Annotated in this window: 14 protein-coding genes; 6 read left to right on the forward strand and 8 right to left on the reverse strand. The window is 62.0% G+C overall.

What is annotated here, in order from left to right:
- Position 1 precedes the first annotated feature (1 nt).
- Both M5B99_RS22595 and phzG read left to right on the forward strand, forming a co-directional pair.
- Positions 2-838 (forward strand): PhzF family phenazine biosynthesis protein, encoded by an 837-nt coding sequence (locus tag M5B99_RS22595; protein WP_248806084.1) that lies wholly within the window; start codon positions 2-4, stop codon positions 836-838.
- 25 nt (positions 839-863) lie between these two features.
- Positions 864-1,505 carry a phenazine biosynthesis FMN-dependent oxidase PhzG gene (gene phzG, locus M5B99_RS22600; RefSeq protein ID WP_248806085.1) on the forward strand — a complete coding sequence of 214 codons (642 nt, stop codon included), beginning with the start codon at positions 864-866 and terminating at the stop codon, positions 1,503-1,505.
- Between the two features lie 63 nt (positions 1,506-1,568).
- On the opposite strand, the gene M5B99_RS22605 is transcribed toward phzG, so the two are convergent.
- The 8 genes from M5B99_RS22605 to M5B99_RS22640 all read right to left on the reverse strand — a co-directional run bounded on the left by M5B99_RS22605 (position 1,569) and on the right by M5B99_RS22640 (position 13,315).
- Positions 1,569-2,687 (reverse strand): hypothetical protein, encoded by a 1,119-nt coding sequence (locus M5B99_RS22605; RefSeq protein WP_248806086.1) that lies wholly within the window; start codon positions 2,685-2,687, stop codon positions 1,569-1,571.
- A gap of 163 nt (positions 2,688-2,850) precedes the next feature.
- The gene (locus tag M5B99_RS22610) at positions 2,851-4,929 is read right to left on the reverse strand and encodes a multicopper oxidase family protein (protein ID WP_248806087.1); all 2,079 of its coding nucleotides are present in this window, start codon (positions 4,927-4,929) and stop codon (positions 2,851-2,853) included.
- A gap of 320 nt (positions 4,930-5,249) precedes the next feature.
- Positions 5,250-6,536 (reverse strand): OprD family porin, encoded by a 1,287-nt coding sequence (locus M5B99_RS22615; RefSeq protein ID WP_248806088.1) that lies wholly within the window; start codon positions 6,534-6,536, stop codon positions 5,250-5,252.
- Between the two features lie 305 nt (positions 6,537-6,841).
- Positions 6,842-7,534 carry a DsbA family protein gene (locus M5B99_RS22620; protein ID WP_248806089.1) on the reverse strand — a complete coding sequence of 231 codons (693 nt, stop codon included), beginning with the start codon at positions 7,532-7,534 and terminating at the stop codon, positions 6,842-6,844.
- Between the two features lie 195 nt (positions 7,535-7,729).
- Entirely contained in the window at positions 7,730-7,930 is a 201-nt protein-coding gene (locus M5B99_RS22625) for a hypothetical protein (protein WP_248806090.1), read from the reverse strand.
- Positions 7,931-8,176: 246 nt separating this feature from the next.
- Positions 8,177-9,283 (reverse strand): agmatine deiminase, encoded by a 1,107-nt coding sequence (gene aguA / locus M5B99_RS22630; RefSeq protein WP_248806091.1) that lies wholly within the window; start codon positions 9,281-9,283, stop codon positions 8,177-8,179.
- A gap of 5 nt (positions 9,284-9,288) precedes the next feature.
- Positions 9,289-10,167 (reverse strand): N-carbamoylputrescine amidase, encoded by an 879-nt coding sequence (aguB, locus tag M5B99_RS22635; protein WP_248806092.1) that lies wholly within the window; start codon positions 10,165-10,167, stop codon positions 9,289-9,291.
- 235 nt (positions 10,168-10,402) lie between these two features.
- A complete protein-coding gene (locus M5B99_RS22640) occupies positions 10,403-13,315 on the reverse strand; it encodes an aminotransferase (protein WP_248806093.1) in 2,913 nt (970 codons plus the stop codon).
- A 186-nt stretch (positions 13,316-13,501) separates the two neighbouring features.
- Between M5B99_RS22640 and rfbB the strand changes: the two genes are divergently transcribed.
- The 4 genes from rfbB to rfbD are packed head-to-tail and all read left to right on the forward strand — an operon-like array spanning position 13,502 to position 16,879.
- On the forward strand, positions 13,502-14,584 hold the full coding sequence (rfbB, locus tag M5B99_RS22645) for a dTDP-glucose 4,6-dehydratase (protein ID WP_248806094.1): 1,083 nt from the start codon (positions 13,502-13,504) through the stop codon (positions 14,582-14,584).
- On the forward strand, positions 14,581-15,456 hold the full coding sequence (rfbA, locus tag M5B99_RS22650) for a glucose-1-phosphate thymidylyltransferase RfbA (RefSeq protein WP_248806095.1): 876 nt from the start codon (positions 14,581-14,583) through the stop codon (positions 15,454-15,456). The genes rfbB and rfbA overlap by 4 nt, the downstream gene beginning before the upstream one ends.
- A complete protein-coding gene (rfbC, locus tag M5B99_RS22655; protein WP_248806096.1) occupies positions 15,453-15,998 on the forward strand; it encodes a dTDP-4-dehydrorhamnose 3,5-epimerase in 546 nt (181 codons plus the stop codon). Before rfbA ends, rfbC begins: the two co-directional genes overlap by 4 nt.
- Positions 15,995-16,879 (forward strand): dTDP-4-dehydrorhamnose reductase, encoded by an 885-nt coding sequence (gene rfbD, locus M5B99_RS22660; RefSeq protein WP_248806097.1) that lies wholly within the window; start codon positions 15,995-15,997, stop codon positions 16,877-16,879. The genes rfbC and rfbD overlap by 4 nt, the downstream gene beginning before the upstream one ends.
- Positions 16,880-16,889 lie beyond the last annotated feature (10 nt).

The raw sequence follows: 16,889 nt of genomic DNA on the forward strand, positions 1-16,889 counted from the left end.
CATGCACAGGTATGTAGTGATCGACGCATTCGCCAGCGTCCCGATGGAGGGCAACCCGGTCGCGGTGTTCTTTGACAGCGACGACCTCCCCGCCCAGCGCATGCAACAGATTGCCCGGGAAATGAACCTGTCCGAGGTGACCTTCGTCCTGACCCCACGTTATGGCGGTGATGCGCGCATCCGGATTTTCACCCCGGTCAACGAGCTGCCCTTCGCCGGTCATCCGCTGCTGGGCACGGCGATTGCCCTGGGCGCCGAAACCGACAAGGACCATCTGCAACTGGAAACCGAGATGGGCACCATCCCCTTCGCACTGGAGCGCCAGAATGGCCGGGTGGTGGCGTGCAGCATGCAGCAGCCGATTCCGACCTGGGAGACGTTCGAGCGCATGCCGCAATTGCTCCGGGCCCTGGGGATCGGCGGCTCGACCTTTCCGGTGGAGATCTATCGCAATGGCCCCCGGCATGTATTCGTCGGCCTGGAGAGCGTCGCGGCGCTGTCGGCGTTGAACCCCGATCATCGCGCGCTGGGGCAGTTCCACGACATGGCCATCAACTGCTTCGCCGGTTCTGGCCGACGCTGGCGCAGCCGGATGTTCTCGCCGGCCTATGGGGTGGTCGAGGACGCGGCCACCGGCTCGGCGGCGGGGCCCTTGGCAATTCACCTGATCCGTCATGCCCAGGTCGACTACGGCCAACAGATCGAAATCCTCCAGGGTGTGGAAATCGGTCGGCCGTCGCTGATGTTCGCCAGGGCCGAGGGCTACGGTGAGACGGTCACCGCCGTGCAGGTCTCGGGCAATGGCGTGGCCTTTGCCCAGGGTACGGCTTTCATTTGAATATCCAGATCATCGGAGCAACCCCATGAGCGCACATCTGCTGTCGGAATCCCTTACAGGCACCATCGAGGCCGCGTTTCCGGAGTTCGCAACGCCGCCCGCCACGCCCTTTGTCGTGTTGAACAATTGGCTGGAACGGGCCCGGCGCTATGGCGTACGCGAGCCCAAGGCCCTGGCGCTGGCCACGGCGGACGCCCGGGGACGGCCTTCGACGCGGATCGTGGTGATCGCTGAAGTGTCGGACGCCGGATTGGTGTTCAGCACCCATGCCGGCAGCCAGAAAGGTCGCGAGCTGGTCGAGAACCCCTGGGCATCCGGGGTGTTGTACTGGCGCGAGACCAGCCAGCAGATCGTGCTCAATGGCCGCGCCGAACGGCTCAGCGAGGCCCGGGCCGACGCCGCCTGGCGAGGACGCCCCCACGTGACCCACCCGATGTCCGCGGTGTCGCGCCAGAGCGAAGAACTGACCGATGTCGAAGCCCTGCGCGCCAGGGCCAAGGCGTTGTCAGGCACCCAGGCGCCCTTGCCACGCCCGGACGGTTATTGCCTGTTCGAGCTGCGCCTGGAGTCGGTGGAGTTCTGGGGCAACGGCCAGGACCGCCTGCACGAACGGCTGCGCTATGACCGCACCCCCGACGGCTGGGCGGTGCGGCGTTTACAGCCCTAGATAGCCTAGGAAAAGAGGGGGGAGGCTTGGATGATACAGACAGGCGAACGAGCCATCCCCCAATTACTCCTCTTCCCCACCTCGATAAACCCCGCGCAAAAAACTCTCCAGCGCCTGCTCTTCAACCGACCATTGCCCGTGCCCAAGATTGGCAATCAGATCGCGCTTGCGCATCCGCTCCAACCCGGCCTGTACCTGCTGCGTAGTCGGTACCAACCCGCTCGGCAGCTCATCAGCCAGGGAGCGTCGATACTCATCGGCGTACAGCGACTCCCCGGTAACAATGCCCCTGAGCAGCAATTGATCCAGTGGCGGCAAGTCTTGCAGCAATGTCGTGAACTGGCCTTCGTCCACCATCCCCGCCCAGACAATCTTGTCGGCCTCCTTTACCGGAATTCCCTGGGTCAGGCTCGTGGCAAACAGCGTACGCAGATAATGCGGCGTCATGCCCCGGGCGACATACAGGCGATAGGCCTGCTCCACGTCCCAAGCCTTGCCCGTGGTTTCCCGGTAAAGCCGACCGAAATGCTCCGAAAACTCTCTGCCCAGATCAGGGAAGTTCAGTTGCGAACCAAACTGATAGAACGGCGCTTTGCTGCGCCGGAACATGTTCGTCAGAGCATCCTGGGAAGAACCGGTAAACACCGCGAAAACGCTGCCTTGGCTGGTCGTCAGCAAGGAACGGAGTGTGGCGGTGAAGTTTTCGAAGGCCGGGCGGGTGGCCAGGTGCTGCACCTCGTCAACGATCAACAACGCCTTGCCCTTGCCCGCGATGTTGAAGCGTTCGAATAACTCATGGATGGAAGGAATCCCGGCCTCCGCCAGCTCGGCTTCCGCAGAAGCAGAGTCCATTCCCAAACCGACCTTCATGCCCTTGAGCGAACGCTTTGGCCTGGCCCACCAGGTTTCAATCCGGGTTAGCAGACTGGTTTCGTGCAGCGCCTTGGCGAGCGCCGCGCAGATCACCCGTTCAGGATCGTCCTTGTTGGACCAAAGATCCGCGTAGGCCACCACAAAGCCGCGCGCTTCGGCCAGAGGGACAAGGTCGCGCAGCAAAAATTGCGTTTTTCCTTTACGACGTGGGGCAAACAGCGTCGTGGCCTGCTGGAGCTGGTTCTCGAAGCCCATCAATACCTGCTGGGCAAGGACCGCGCGAGGGAAGTAGAGACGGTCAGGCGTCATGGTTATGCCGAATTATGTAAAAAAACATAATTATGATTATTGGCATAATTCCACATATTGCAAGCCCGGCAATGATACGACCCTCCTTACGTCGCCGCGAGGAGGGCCGATATCGACCATCACTTCATGTCTCAGCCAGCAGAAAAAGCTGATCTCTTTCGACTCAATGATGCGCCCCCATCGTAGTCCCACCCGCCCCGTCCGGCAGCTCGATGCTCACGTTCTGCATCATCCCCTGATCCTCATGATCAAGAATGTGGCAGTGCAGCACGAACTCGCCGATATAGCGCTGGTAGCGGGTCCGCACATACAAGGTGTACACGCCGCTGTTATCGGTTTTGCCTTTGACGAACAGCGTGTCTTTCCACACCCCTTTCATCCCCGCATATTGCGCGTCGTTCTTGTCGGTCTTGTCCACCGCACCAGGCTCACTGAGATCCACCCCATCCGGACCGATGATTTTCTCGACCTGGAACGGGTTCACATGAATATGAAACGGATGACTGGCAAACGCCGACTGCAGAACCCAGGTTTGCGCGTCCCCCAACTTCAGATGACGATCAACCACCCCCGGCTGATAAGGCACGGCATTTTCCGCGGTAGTGCCCACGGCGAACTTGGTGTGGTCCGGATCCTTGAAGTCGATCAGGAACACCAGTTTCTGCTCACCCTTGATTTCGCTGTCGGTAATGCTCGGGTGCGGGATGAACTTGTCAAACCGCAGGTCCTTTTTCAGGTCCGCCACCACCCTGGCCTTGATGTCCGCCGGCATATTGCGCTCCGCCGCCGCCACCAGTTCCTGGGTCAGGCGTGCCTTGGTGTCCGCCACTTTCGGCCCAGGTCCGACATCGACAAAGCCCAGCAGTTGAAGACCGCTGGCCTCCTGGCCGACACCGCCCGAGGCCGTGGAAGCTTCATTGGTCACACAGTAGCGTCCCGGCTCGGGAAAGATGATCAGCAGGTCGTTGCGATAGCCCGGCTGCAGGGTGATGACCTGACGACTCTGGGCCTGCTCCATGGTCAGGCCATCCGAGGCGATCACCTGGTAGTCGATCGGTTGGCCGGTGCATTTCTCCTTGATGAAGTCGGCGGAGGCCAGCGCCGCGATGCCCTTGTCACTGTCCGCCTTGGCGTTGTCCTTGAGCTTGCGGAACAGCGGCCGGATGGTGTCGCGGATCCCCGCGTGAACCAGGCGCCAGCGTTCGACCTGACCGGGCCGGGCATCCGTGAAGATCGGCTGCACCAGACCGTTGACGCTGGTGTAGCGCCCCGAGTCGGTCCAGCTGGAGGGCTGCAGTTGGTCGAACGACTCGACAACCCCCACTTCGCCCGGCTTGCAGGTCCAGTCCAGGGTCATCTTGTCCTTGCCATCCTTGTCCTTGACGATATTGCCGTCCTTATCCTTCATGGGCTTGTAGCGGAAGTTGCCGGCCGGGTCCTTGCATGCGTAGGGAATTTGCTGGAACACCAGCAAACGCTCCTTGAACGAGCGGCCATCAGCGCCCTTGAGCAGGGTGTCGATATCGCCATTGGCGTCGCGACTCGGCTTGCGATCGCCATGGATGATCAGCGCCCCGGCCATGCCGCTGGCGACCTGGATCGCGGTGGAACCATGACGATGCGGGTGATACCAGAAAGTCCCCGCCGGGTGGTCGGCCGGGATGTTGTATTCGTACTGGAAGCTGACCCCGGGGTTGATCGACAGCAGCACGTTGTCGCTGTTGCCCGTGGGGCTGACCCACAACCCGTGGGAATGCAGGTTGGTACCGTTGAAGCAGTGCGGCACATCCGGCTGGCTGTCATGGGCGGTGCAACTGGGGTCGGCCGGCAACTGGTTGTTGAGGGTGATGCGCACGGTGTCGCCCGGCGTGACATCGATGGTCGGCGCGATGAACGGCGCCTTGGGGTCGACGCCGGTACCGACGTAGCTGCGTAACAACACCGGCACGTCTTCGTTGGTGGCCGGGTCGTGGATATGATTCTTGGTGTACTTGATGCTCAGGTCCAACTGCCGTTCACGCCCGACATGGGGCTGCGGCGCCTGGAAGGCCGCATTGGACTTGAGCAACAGCGTGCCCTCCACGACTTTGGCCGTAGGGGCCTGCTGTTCCAGGGCCGGCGGGTTGTTGAACAGCCGGGAGGCTTCCACTGCCTGTGCCGTGGTGGCGGCCCCCATTACCGTGAGGGCCAGCAGCCCCAGCGAGTATGGATAACGGGACCTGTCCTTGCGCATTCCTGTCATGGTGTTTCTCCTGCGGAGCAACCGTGAACTTCGTGGTTTGGGCACAGGAAAGAGGCGGGAGGCAGGCGCAATGGCATGAGTATCCAACAGCAGCGATCCGTGCAGGCATAAAGCTAGTACCTTATCCACGGAACGCAATGTCTATTGGGGTTTGCGCATTTTTTTACCCGGAACGTCATACGGGGCCAGGTTGAAACGCGATAGTGGCGCACAAAGCCCAAAGATTACTCGCAACCGCGCGCGCAAACAAAAACGCCCCGAACCAGTCGGGGCGTTTTATTTTCAACCTGGGATCAGGTCGCTACAACCATGTCGCTCGATCAGAACACGCTGATCGGGTAGTCGACATACACGCGTACTTCGTTACCGCTGACGTTGTACTCGCTGGATTTCTCCGATACACGCAGGATCGAGCTACGCAGCTTCACGCTCAGGTCCTTGGCCGGGCCGCTCTGGACCACATATTTGACCTGGTTGAAGAACTCGCGCTCGGTACCGCCGGTGCTGGTGGAGGTGGTGATGTTGTCGCCACGGACGTAGGCCACGTTGTAGGTCAGGCCCGGAACGCCGAAGGCGCCGAAGTCCAGGCCGTAGCCCAGCTGCCAGGAGCGCTCGTCGGCAGCGTTGAAGTCCGACCAGTAGGAGTTCGCCAGGTTGATGGTGTTGCCGCCATCGCCAACACGACCCTGATCCTTCTGGTAGCCACCGTACGGGTAGCCCAGCAGGCTGGAACCGGTGCTGCTCTGGTGAGCGAGGGTGAAGGAGTGAGCGCCGAGGGCGTAGGTGGCAGCCAGGCTCCAGATGCGGTTGTCACGACCTTGGGACTTCTGCTCCACTGCATAGCCACGGTCCAACTGGGTACGGTAGCCGTTGAAGTCCAGGGTCAGGGACTGGTCCGAGGCGATCGGGAACACGTAGTTCAGGTTCAGGTACTGCTTCTTCAGCACTTCGTCGACGTCGGAGGCATACAGCGCCGCCTTGAACTCCTTGGTGAACTGGTAGCTACCACCCAGGATATCGATGCCTTTCAGGCCACCGCTGTCACGACCGTCGGCGCTCTTGCGCGACTCGGCGGTGAAGTGACCGGCGTTCAGTTCCAGGCCCTGGATTTCCTTGGAGGTGATCAGGGTACCGGTATAGCTTTCCGGCAGCAGACGGGAGTTGTCGTAGTTCAGCAGCGGCAGGGCCGGCATCTGGTCACCGTAGGTCAGCACGGTGTTGGACAGGCGGAATTTCACCGCGGCGCCGCCCTTGGCCAGGTCCTTGGCTGGATCGCCGTTGTTGTCCTTCTTGAAGAAGTCGATGCCTTGCGCGCCGGTTTCGCCGCGGCCGCCGTCCAGACGCAGTGCATACAGACCGAAAGCGTCAACGCCTACGCCTACAGTGCCCTGGGTGAAACCGGACTGGAAGGTACCGATGGCCGCTTGGCCCCATTCGATCTTGTCCGGGTTGCCGCTTTTGTAATCGCGGTTGATGTAGGCGTTACGCAGCAGGACGTTCAGGTGGCTGTCGTCAACGAAACCCTTGGAGTCCGATTGGTCACTGGCCATGGCCTGGGTAGCGCCGAGGATGCCCAACGCGAGCAGACCGATCCGTTTGTTCAACATGTTTTTTTCCTTATCGCTGGATGAAACGCCCTGCGGCTTAGAGCTGAAACGTTGTGTGTTGGTTTTCACGCAAAACAAAAAGGCCCGCCTGCAATGGATGCAGCGGGCCTTTTATTATTTTAGGTGTATGGCGTATAGCCACAGGCGTGGGGTGAATCCTATCCGCGACACTACTAGTGTGTCAATTTCGTGAAATCTCAGTGAATATAAGGGATTACCGGGAAAACCTCGAAAATCGGCATGCCTACCACCGACAGCAAAGGTGTCGCAAGTCGACCTTGGAAGCCTCCATCGCTCAGTTTTTTTCAGGAAGAGCAGCCGTCCAGGCCACAGGACGGCCCGGTGGCGGCCGGGGTGGCGGCCCTCAGCGATTGACCGAGCCAGGCGGCGAACGCCTCGGGTTTGCCCAGGTAAGGACCGATATCGATCAGGCTGAAACGCCCCTCCCGCTCCAGCGCCAGGGTCGGAAAACCTTGCCCGCCGACACGGGACAACAAGGCGCGGCTTTGTTTGAAGTGCTCTGCCGCCGCCGCTGCGCTGTTTTGTTCAAAAGCGGCCTTGAAGGCTTCCGCTTCGAAGCCCAGCTCAACGGCCAGCGCCAGCAGGACTTCGATATCGGCCAGGCGCTGCCCCTCGACGTAGTGCGCCGTCTGCTGGCGACCCAGCATCTCCAACCCGCGCCCTTGCAGTTGTTCGGCCGCCAGGACCGCCCGGGTCGGCGGCGTGGAGTCGAAGATCACCGACGAATCCCGCAGCAGCCCCTCGAAATAGGCCTCGCCAAACGGCTGGCCGGTGTACTCGGCAATCCGCCGGTCGTGGGGCATGACGTAGTCACGCAGGTTCGAAGAGACGAATTGACGGTTGTTGCCGGCCATCATGCCACCGCCGTGCAGGACCACGGGCAACACCTGCCGGGCGGCCTGGATCAACGGTTTGGCGCCGTAGCACCAGCCGCACAGCGGATCGTAGATGTAGTGAAGGACGCTCGAGGCAGCCATGCAGATCTCCCGAAGGTAGCAATGAGTTCGATGCCTTCAGACTAGTCGCTCGGGGCCCATTGAAAAACGCCGGAATGACACCTGGTTTATTGTGAAAAGCGGTCGAATCAACCGATCTGATGCCCAGGGAACAGCCATAAAAAAACGCCGCTGCCCGGATCGCTCCGGCCAGCGGCGTTTTTGTGTAAAGTCCTTTTAACCCTGTAAAACCCCGAGCAAGGCCTCCAATTCAGCTTCGCTGAACAAGCCTGCGGGGTAACGGTCGGCAATCATCCGACGAGGATCCTGAGCACGGGTGGTACGCGTTCCATTGCTTTTCAACCACTGAGCCAGGACTTGAAGCGACTCGCTCGTCACCGATAGAGGGTGCGAAACCCGCTCACTGGCTACGTTCATCTCAGCGCTCTCCTGATTCATGAGCGGCTAACTTACTTAAGGTTTATGACAGAACGTCGAATTGTAGAAAACGCTCCGTCATATAAAAGAAGCCGATACAAGAGCTATGCCAAAGTGCCAGTTCAGCAGTCGAAAACCCTAAAAAAACCCGCAGTCCATAAGGGCTGCGGGTTTGATAAGGGGTCACTCAGCAGCGATGTGAAAGCGCCATCATTTGTAGCATTGCATCTTTTGTTACAACTCCACTCAACCTTTGTGTGGCGCAGGTTGTTGTTGTGTAAGGCAATGGATATTTCCGCCCCCCAGTAACAACTCACGCCCTGGCACCATCACCACTTCGTGTTGTGGGAAAAGGTTCTGCAGGATTTCCCTGGCCACGCTGTCCTGCGGGTCATCGAAGCTCGGCGCGATGATGCCACCGTTGACGATCAGGAAGTTCACGTAGGAACCGGCCAGCCGTACCGAAGGGTTGCGTTCCTGACTGCCCGCCACCGCGTCCACGCCGGCGCACTCTTCTTGGGTGGCATACAGCGGCCCGGGGATCGGCATTTTGTGCACTACAAAGGGGCGGCCCTTGGCGTCACGGCTACTTTCCAGCACCTTCATGGCCGCCTGGCAGCGTGGGTAGTTGGGGTTTTGCGGATCGTCGGTCCAGGCCAACAGCACCTCGCCCGGACGCACGTAGCAGCAGAAGTTATCCACATGGCCGTCGGTTTCGTCGTTGAACAGGCCGTCCGGCAGCCAGATTACCTTGTCCACCGCCAGGTGCTCGGCGAGCACCTGTTCGATGGCCTCGCGGCTCAGGTGCGGGTTGCGGTTGCGATTGAGCAGGCATTCCTCGGTGGTGATCACCGTGCCTTCGCCATCGACATGGATCGAGCCGCCTTCGAGCACGAAACCTTCGGTCCGGTAACGCGGGCAGCGCTCGATTTCGAGGATCTTGCCGGCCACCTGTTCGTCACGGTTCCACGGGGCGTAGAGGCCGCCATCGAAACCGCCCCAGGCATTGAAGTCCCAGTTGACGCCACGCACTTCACCCTGGTCGTTGATGACAAAGGTCGGGCCGCTGTCGCGGACCCAGGCGTCGTCGCTGGACATTTCCACCAGGCGGATATTCGGCACGTCGAGGCGGGCCCGGGCATTTTCGTACTGCGCGGCGGACACCGCCACCGTTACCGGTTCAAAACGCGCGATGGCCCGGGCCACGGCGGCATGGGCCGCCTGCGCCGGCTTGCCGCCCAGGCGCCAGTTGTCCGGGCGCTCGGGCCAGATCATCCAGGCTTGGGTTTGTGGTGCCCATTCGGCGGGCATATGGAAGCCGTCGGCGCGCGGTGTGCTGTGCAAAGTGGTCATGGCGATCAGGACTCCAAGGATCCGTCGAGGGTTTTCAGTGCGCCGTAGAGGTTCGGCCGGCGGTCGCGGAACGAACCCCAGGCACTGCGTGTGTGTTCCAGTTCATCGAGGTCGAAGCTGTGGACCAGGATGCCTTCTTCGGTTTGGTTGAGCTCTTCGACTTTCTCGCCGAATTGATTGGCGATGAACGAGGAGCCGTAGAAGGTGATGTCGTAGCCGTCCTGCTCTTCGTTACCGATGCGGTTGCTGGCGACCAGCGGCATCAGGTTGGCGCCGGCATGGCCTTGCTGCACGCGCTGCCAGTGATCGCGGGAAGAGATGCTCTTGTCATGCGGCTCGCTGCCGATGGCGGTCGGGTAGAAAAGGATTTCCGCGCCTTGCAGGGCCATGCTGCGGGCGCACTCGGGGAACCACTGGTCCCAGCAGATGCCCACGCCGATCTTCGCATAGCGGGTGTTCCACACCTTGAAACCGGTGTCGCCCGGGTTGAAGTAGTACTTTTCGTGGTAGCCCGGGCCATCCGGGATATGGCTTTTCCGATAAATCCCGAGGTTGCTGCCGTCGGCGTCGATGATCGCGATGCTGTTGAAACGCGCACGGCCGGCCAGTTCGAAGAAGCTGATGGGCAGCACCACTTGCAGTTCCCTGGCGACTTTCTGGAAGTGTTTGATGGCGACGTTGTCTTCCACCGGGGTCGCCAGTTGCAGGTAGTCCGGGTTCGGCTTCTGGCAGAAGTACGGGGTTTCGAACAGTTCCTGGATCAGGATGATCTGCGCACCCCTGGCGGCCGCTTCGCGCACCAGCTTCTCGGCGGTGTCGAGATTGGCTTCGAGATCCCAGGAACAGGCCATCTGGGTGGCGGCGACGGTAACGATACGACTCATGGATCATCTCCTGGGCGAATGCGCTGGGCGATTCCAGGCATCGACCGATGACAGATTGAGAATAGCCGGGCGTGGTCGGCCCGGCCGGAACGATAGCGACTTTATAGCCGATAAAAATCGGCTTTTAAAGATAAAAAATGAAAAACAGATGTGATGTATGTCTGTTTTGCCGATAAGAATCGATATTTATACTGGCCGGTCTATCGCTATCGCCGGCAAGCCGGCTCCTTGCGGGTTACAAACCTTCGTCCAGCACCTTGGACAGCATGTCGACAAAGAAATCCACGCTGCGCCGGCTGGTGCACATCGGCGGTTTGATCTTGAGAATGTTGAGGTAGTCGCCGGTCGGCTGCATGAAGATCCCCAGCTCGCGCAGCCGATCGCACAGCAGCGCGGTCTCTTCGGTTGCCGGTTCCAGGGTTTCGCGGTTGCGGATCAGCTCCGCGCCGAGATAGAAGCCGGAGCCGTGCACCGCGCCCACCAGCGGATAGCGGTCGATCAGCGCCTCCAGGCGCGCCTTGAAATACCCGCCCACCTCCCGGGCGTTTTCCCAGAGCTTTTCCTCGGCCATCACATCGAGCACGGCGATACCGATGCGGCAACTGACCGGGCTGCCGCCTGAGGACGAGAAGAAATAACCCTCGGCCTCCAGGGCCTCGGCGATCTCCCGGCGGGTGATCACCGCGCCCAGCGGCTGACCGTTGCCCATGCCCTTGGCCATGGTGATGATGTCCGGCACCACGCCCTGCTCCTCGAACCCCCAGAAGAACTTGCCCATGCGCCCGTAGCCGACCTGGATTTCATCGGCGATACACACGCCGCCCCGGGCCCGGACCAGCGCATAGACCTGCTGCAAGTAGCCCGGCGGCAACGAGATACCGCCGGCGTTGCCATACACCGGCTCGCAGATAAACCCTGCCAACTGACGATTTTCTTCCGCCAGCCTGGCCAGGTTGTGTTCCACGCTGCGCACGTAGTCCGGCGCACTGGCGCTGCCGCGGAACGCCCCGCGATAGGTGTTGGGCGCGGTCACCGGGTGCACCCAGTCCGGGCGGCTGCTCAAGGCCTTGGGGTTGTCGGCGATGGAGGTGGACACCGCATCGGCCGCCACCGACCAGCCGTGGTAGGCCTCCAGCACGCTGAGCATGTCGCGCCCACCGCTGTAGGCCCAGGCCAGACGGATCGCCAGGTCATTGGCCTCGGTGCCGCTGTTGACCAGGAACACCCGGTCCATGGCGTCCGGCGCCAGGGCCAGCAGGCGCTCGGAGAACTCGGTCACGGCGGCGTAGTGAAAGCGCGAGTTGGTATTGAGCAGCGACCACTGCCGCGCCGCCTCGGCGGCCATGCGCGGATGACCGTGGCCCAGTACCGCGACGTTGTTGAGCATGTCCAGGTAGGAGCGGCCTTGCATGTCGATCAGGTGGTTGCGCCAGCCACGCTCGATACGCGGCGGGTCGAGGTAATAGTGTTTTTGCGTGCGGGCGAAGCTGGCATTCCGTCTGGCCAGCAGTTGCGCCGCGTCCAACTCGGGCTCGGCGTCGCAGGCCAGTCCCAGCAAGCTCGCCGGTGACGGGCACAGCGCCTGCCAGGCGGCGGCCCGCGACGGCGTGCAGAACAGCGGCGGAGTGAGATCGGCGTGGCGACACAGTTGCACCCGCAAGGCACCGTCAGCCTCGCCCAGCACCTGTCCCTTGACTACCGCAGCGCCGGGCCTGAGGGATGCTTTCACGCCCCAGAGCCGCACACTCAGTTGCGCGCTGGCCAATTCCAGAGCGCCGTCGGCCATAAGCCGCAAGGTCCCGGCAAACGGCGACTCCACGGTGGTGCCAGCCGGCACCTGCAAGGCCACGTGCAGGGGAAAGGTGTCCGGCTCGCTGGCGCTGTCGGGCCGAGTGCGTGACAGGCGATATTGCCCGTAGCGGCTGGCCGCCAGGCCATGGACCGCGGCCGCCTCGGCCAGCAGGCGTTCGTCGATACCGCTCTGCTCCCAGTTTCCCGCCTCGAAGTGCGGGCTGAGCACGCCCAGGTCGATCAAGGCGAACTCGCGGCCCACCAGCCCGGGCAGCAAGGGCGCGAAACCTTCGCCGGCCACCGGCGCCAGCTGCTCTTCGACGGACGTGAGGATCGCCGCTTCCATCAGTTCGAATGGCACCGAGGTCGCCACTTGGAAAATTTCCCACTCGTGGGCCAGGTTGACGCGGCTGTAGGTATTGCCCGGGTCGATGCCGACCTGCTGTTCACCGCTGAGCACCAGCACCGCCGCCCGCGCCACGATCAGCGGCCAGAGGGCGAGCAGTTCTTCGCGCCGCAATGGGTTGATCGCGTGATAGGCCTGGACCGCCGGCAGGATCACAAAGGGGTCGCCTTCGGCATGGTGCAGCAGCGCCGCGCAGGTCACCGACAGGTCGGCGATGCGCCAGGTCCGGACCAGGTCGCCGAAGTCGATCACCCCCTGCAACTGCCAGTGGCGCCGGGCGTCGCGCCGCCAGACCACGTTGTCGTCGGTAATGTCCAGATGAATGGCCTGTATCGGCAAGGCCTCGACCAGAGGCTGCAGGCGGCGCTGGGCCTGTGCGGCGGCGTCACGCACTCGCGTTTGCCGATCCGCGTCGCCGAGCACCGGCAACAAGTGTTCGATCAGCGCCGTGGCATGGCGGGGATCCCATTGCAGGGTGCGCGTCAGCCCCGGGTGCTGGAAGTCGGCCAGGGCCAGGTCCATTTGCGCGCAGAGGTGCCCCAGGCCGACCACCAGGTCACGGCCCAGATGCTTGAGATGGGTCAGCGACTGGCCTTCGATGTACTCCAGCAACCGCACATGCACGGGCGTGCCGTCCAGCACCAGGGACAGCAGGTCCTGGCCGTTGCGCGCGGCAATCACCCGCGGCACCCGCAAGCCGGCGCGCCCCTCCAGGTGAGCCAGGCCGGCATGCTGGGCCTGCAATTCCAGCGTGGCGTAGTCGCCGTGGCAGATTTTCAGGACAAAACGGCCTTTGTCGCTGTCGACGCGGTAATTGAGGTCCTGCTGGCTGCCCAACACCCGCAGCGTTCCAGAGAGGCCGTAGTGCTCCTCAAGCAGGTTCAGCGCCTGCTGCGCCGAGATATCCGGGCTGGGCAAACTGGCGCGGTGAATCAACGTGGCGAGCAACATGGAACGACTCCCTGAAGTTTTTATTGGTTGCCTATATCGCCATTGGTGCCGGCAAGACGCAAGCGCGGCATTAAAGTCGACCGTGTGAAAGCGGATACATCGCCGTGGCACTTGCACCGCCGAACGCCTACCCACAAGCTATGCTCCATTCAGCTTGAGTCTGCTTAAGGAAGAAGGCACACCGATATGCGTATTCTAGTCACCGGCGGCGCCGGTTTTATTGGCTCTGCCCTGATTCGGCACCTGATTCGCCATACCGGGCACGAAGTCCTTAACCTGGACAAACTCACCTACGCCGGCAACCTGGAATCCCTGACCAGCATCGCCACCGACAGCCGCTATGAGTTCGTCCAGGCCGATATCGCCGACCAGGCCACCGTCAGCGCAGTGCTGGCGCGCTTCGAGCCCCATGCAATCATGCACCTGGCGGCGGAATCCCATGTAGATCGCTCCATCGACGGTCCGTCGGATTTTATCCAGACCAATATCGTCGGCACCTACAGCCTGCTGGAAGCCGCCCGCGGCTACTGGTCGAAGCTGGCCGAACCCGAGAAAAGCAGGTTCCGCTTCCACCATATTTCCACCGACGAAGTGTATGGCGACCTGCACGGTGTCGATGACCTGTTCAGCGAAACCACCCCGTACGCCCCTAGCTCGCCGTACTCCGCGAGCAAGGCGGCGTCCGATCACCTGGTCCGCGCCTGGCACCGCACCTACGGCCTGCCGGTGCTGCTGACCAACTGCTCGAACAACTACGGCCCGTTCCACTTCCCGGAAAAGCTGATCCCGCTGGTGATTCTCAATGCCCTGGCCGGCAAGCCGCTGCCGGTGTATGGCGACGGCCTGCAAGTGCGTGATTGGCTGTACGTCGAAGACCACGCCCGCGCCCTGTTCAAGGTGGTGAGCGACGGCGTGGTGGGCGAGACCTACAACATCGGCGGCCATAACGAGCAGAAGAATATCGATGTGGTACGTGGCATCTGCGGCCTGCTGGAAGAGCTGGCGCCCGTGCGTCCGGCCGGGGTGGAAAAATTCACCGACCTGATCACCTTCGTCAAGGATCGCCCGGGCCACGACCTGCGTTATGCCATCGACGCCGGCAAGATCGAGCGCGAGCTGGGCTGGACCCCGGTGGAGACCTTCGAAAGCGGCCTGCGCAAGACCGTGCAATGGTATCTGGAGAACCTGGAATGGTGCCGTCGCGTCCAGGATGGCAGCTATCAAGGCGAGCGCCTCGGCGCGCTGGATCATAAGGAACTGTTGGCATGATGAAAGGTATTGTCCTCGCGGGAGGCTCGGGCACCCGGCTGCACCCGATTACCCTCGGTGTTTCCAAGCAACTGCTGCCGATCTACGACAAGCCGATGATCTACTACCCGATCTCGGTGCTGATGCTGGCCGGTATCCGCGAAATCCTGGTGATCTCCACCCCCCAGGACCTGCCGCAATATCGCAACCTGCTGGGTGACGGCAGCCAGTTCGGGGTCCGCTTCAGCTACGCCGAACAACCGTCCCCGGACGGCCTGGCCCAGGCCTTCCTGATCGGCGAAGACTTTATCGGCGACGATCCGGTGTGCCTGATCCTCGGTGACAACATCTTCCACGGCCAGCATTTTGGCGATCAGCTGAAACACGCCGCGCGACGGCCGAGCGGCGCGACGGTCTTCGGCTATTGGGTAAAGGACCCGGAACGCTTCGGTGTCATCGACTTCGACAGCGAAGGTCGTGCGCTCTCCATCGAGGAAAAACCGGCCAAGCCAAAATCCAGCTATGCGGTGACCGGCTTGTATTTCTACGACAACTCAGTCATCCAGATTGCCAAGGCGGTCAAGCCTTCGCCTCGCGGCGAGCTGGAGATCACCGATGTCAACAACGCCTACCTCAAACGCGGCGACCTGCATGTCGAACGCTTCGGACGCGGCTTTGCCTGGCTCGATACCGGAACCCACGACAGCCTGCTGGAAGCCTCGCAGTACGTGCAGACCATCGAACACCGCCAGGGTCTGAAAGTCGCCTGCCTGGAGGAGATCGCCTACCAGAACGCCTGGGTCGACCGCGAGCATCTGCTGGAACGGGCCAAATACTTCGGCAAGACCGGTTATGGGCAATACCTGTTCACCGTCGCGGGGGAACAGCAATGAAAGCAACACCAACACGCCTGCCCGGCGTGCTGATCCTCGAGCCCAAGGTCTTTGGCGACGAGCGTGGTTTTTTCTATGAAAGCTTCAATGCCCGGGCCTTCCAGGCAGCGACCGGGCTCGACGTTGCGTTTGTCCAGGATAACCACTCGCGCTCGCAGCAAGGGGTCTTGCGCGGACTGCACTACCAGTTGGAAAACACCCAGGGCAAGCTGGTGCGGGTGATTGCCGGTGAAGTGCTGGATGTGGCCGTGGATATTCGTCGCAGCTCGCCCCATTTTGGCCAATGGGAGGCGGTGCGCCTGTCCGCAGAAAACAACCGCCAACTGTGGATACCCGAGGGTTTCGCCCACGGGTTCGTGGTCCTCAGCGAATCCGCCGAGTTTCTCTACAAGACGACCGACTACTACACCCCCAGCGCCGAACGCTGCATTCGCTGGGACGATCCGACCCTGGCCATCGACTGGGAATTCGCCGGCGTTCCCCAACTGTCGGCCAAGGATCTGAACGGTAAATCCCTGCACGAGGCCGACCTGTTCGAATGAGCACTCCACCCCTGAAAATCCTCATCAGCGGCGCGCACGGCCAAGTCTCCCGTGCGCTGCAACAGCGGATCAAAGACCTGGGCGAGCTGATTGTCCTGGGCCGCGACGAGCTCGACCTGGCGCACCCGGAGCAGATTCGTCAGCAGGTCCGGGCCCGGCGCCCCGACCTGATCATCAACGCGGCGGCCTACACCGCCGTCGACCAGGCCGAAAGCGAACCCGACCTGGTGTTCGCCATCAACGCCACGGCGCCGGGGGTCTTCGCCCAGGAAGCCGCCGACCTGGGCGTACCGCTGATCCACTACTCCACCGACTACGTATTCGACGGCAGCAAGGAAGAACCCTACACCGAAGACGACCCGACCCACCCGTTGAGCGTCTACGGTGACAGCAAGCTGACCGGCGAGCGGGCCATCGCCGCGGCCCGGGGTCAGCACCTGATCCTGCGCACCAGTTGGGTCTACTCCAATCACGGGCGCAATTTCCTGCTGACCATGCAACGGCTGCTGCAGGAAAAACCGGAGTTGCGTATCGTCGCCGACCAGATCGGCGCGCCGACCTGGGCCGGGACCATCGCCAACAGCACCCGGGCCCTGATCGAACGCTGGCAGGCCGGCCATGCCGGGGCCTGGGGCACTTATCACCTGACTGCCAGCGGTGAAACCTCCTGGTTCGGTTTTGCCCAGGCCATCGGCGAGCAATTGCTGGCCCTGAACAAGCCCTGTGCCTTGCTCGAGGCCATTCCCTCCAGCGCCTACCCGACGCCCGCCAGCCGGCCGTTGAACTCGCGCCTGGACTGCAGCCGCCTGTTGCGCGAATGGCAGGTTGCCCAGCCTGACTGGCATACCGCATTACGCGAGTGTCTTGCAGAGCAGGGCTGAGACATAATGC

This window comes from Pseudomonas sp. MWU13-2100 (assembly GCF_023242365.1).
Classification (GTDB): Bacteria; Pseudomonadota; Gammaproteobacteria; order Pseudomonadales; family Pseudomonadaceae; genus Aquipseudomonas.

Bases quoted from the DNA above. Each gene is read 5' to 3' on its own strand.
- rfbA (WP_248806095.1), top strand. From the start codon at position 14,581: ATGATGAAAGGTATTGTCCTCGCGGGAGGCTCGGGCACCCGGCTGCAC.
- M5B99_RS22615 (WP_248806088.1), bottom strand. From the start codon at position 6,536: ATGTTGAACAAACGGATCGGTCTGCTCGCGTTGGGCATCCTCGGCGCT.
- aguB (WP_248806092.1), bottom strand. From the start codon at position 10,167: ATGAGTCGTATCGTTACCGTCGCCGCCACCCAGATGGCCTGTTCCTGG.
- M5B99_RS22595 (WP_248806084.1), top strand. From the start codon at position 2: ATGCACAGGTATGTAGTGATCGACGCATTCGCCAGCGTCCCGATGGAG.
- aguA (WP_248806091.1), bottom strand. From the start codon at position 9,283: ATGACCACTTTGCACAGCACACCGCGCGCCGACGGCTTCCATATGCCC.
- rfbB (WP_248806094.1), top strand. From the start codon at position 13,502: ATGCGTATTCTAGTCACCGGCGGCGCCGGTTTTATTGGCTCTGCCCTG.
- M5B99_RS22605 (WP_248806086.1), bottom strand. From the start codon at position 2,687: ATGACGCCTGACCGTCTCTACTTCCCTCGCGCGGTCCTTGCCCAGCAG.
- M5B99_RS22620 (WP_248806089.1), bottom strand. From the start codon at position 7,534: ATGGCTGCCTCGAGCGTCCTTCACTACATCTACGATCCGCTGTGCGGC.
- M5B99_RS22625 (WP_248806090.1), bottom strand. From the start codon at position 7,930: ATGAACGTAGCCAGTGAGCGGGTTTCGCACCCTCTATCGGTGACGAGC.
- rfbC (WP_248806096.1), top strand. From the start codon at position 15,453: ATGAAAGCAACACCAACACGCCTGCCCGGCGTGCTGATCCTCGAGCCC.
- M5B99_RS22640 (WP_248806093.1), bottom strand. From the start codon at position 13,315: ATGTTGCTCGCCACGTTGATTCACCGCGCCAGTTTGCCCAGCCCGGAT.
- rfbD (WP_248806097.1), top strand. From the start codon at position 15,995: ATGAGCACTCCACCCCTGAAAATCCTCATCAGCGGCGCGCACGGCCAA.
- M5B99_RS22610 (WP_248806087.1), bottom strand. From the start codon at position 4,929: ATGACAGGAATGCGCAAGGACAGGTCCCGTTATCCATACTCGCTGGGG.
- phzG (WP_248806085.1), top strand. From the start codon at position 864: ATGAGCGCACATCTGCTGTCGGAATCCCTTACAGGCACCATCGAGGCC.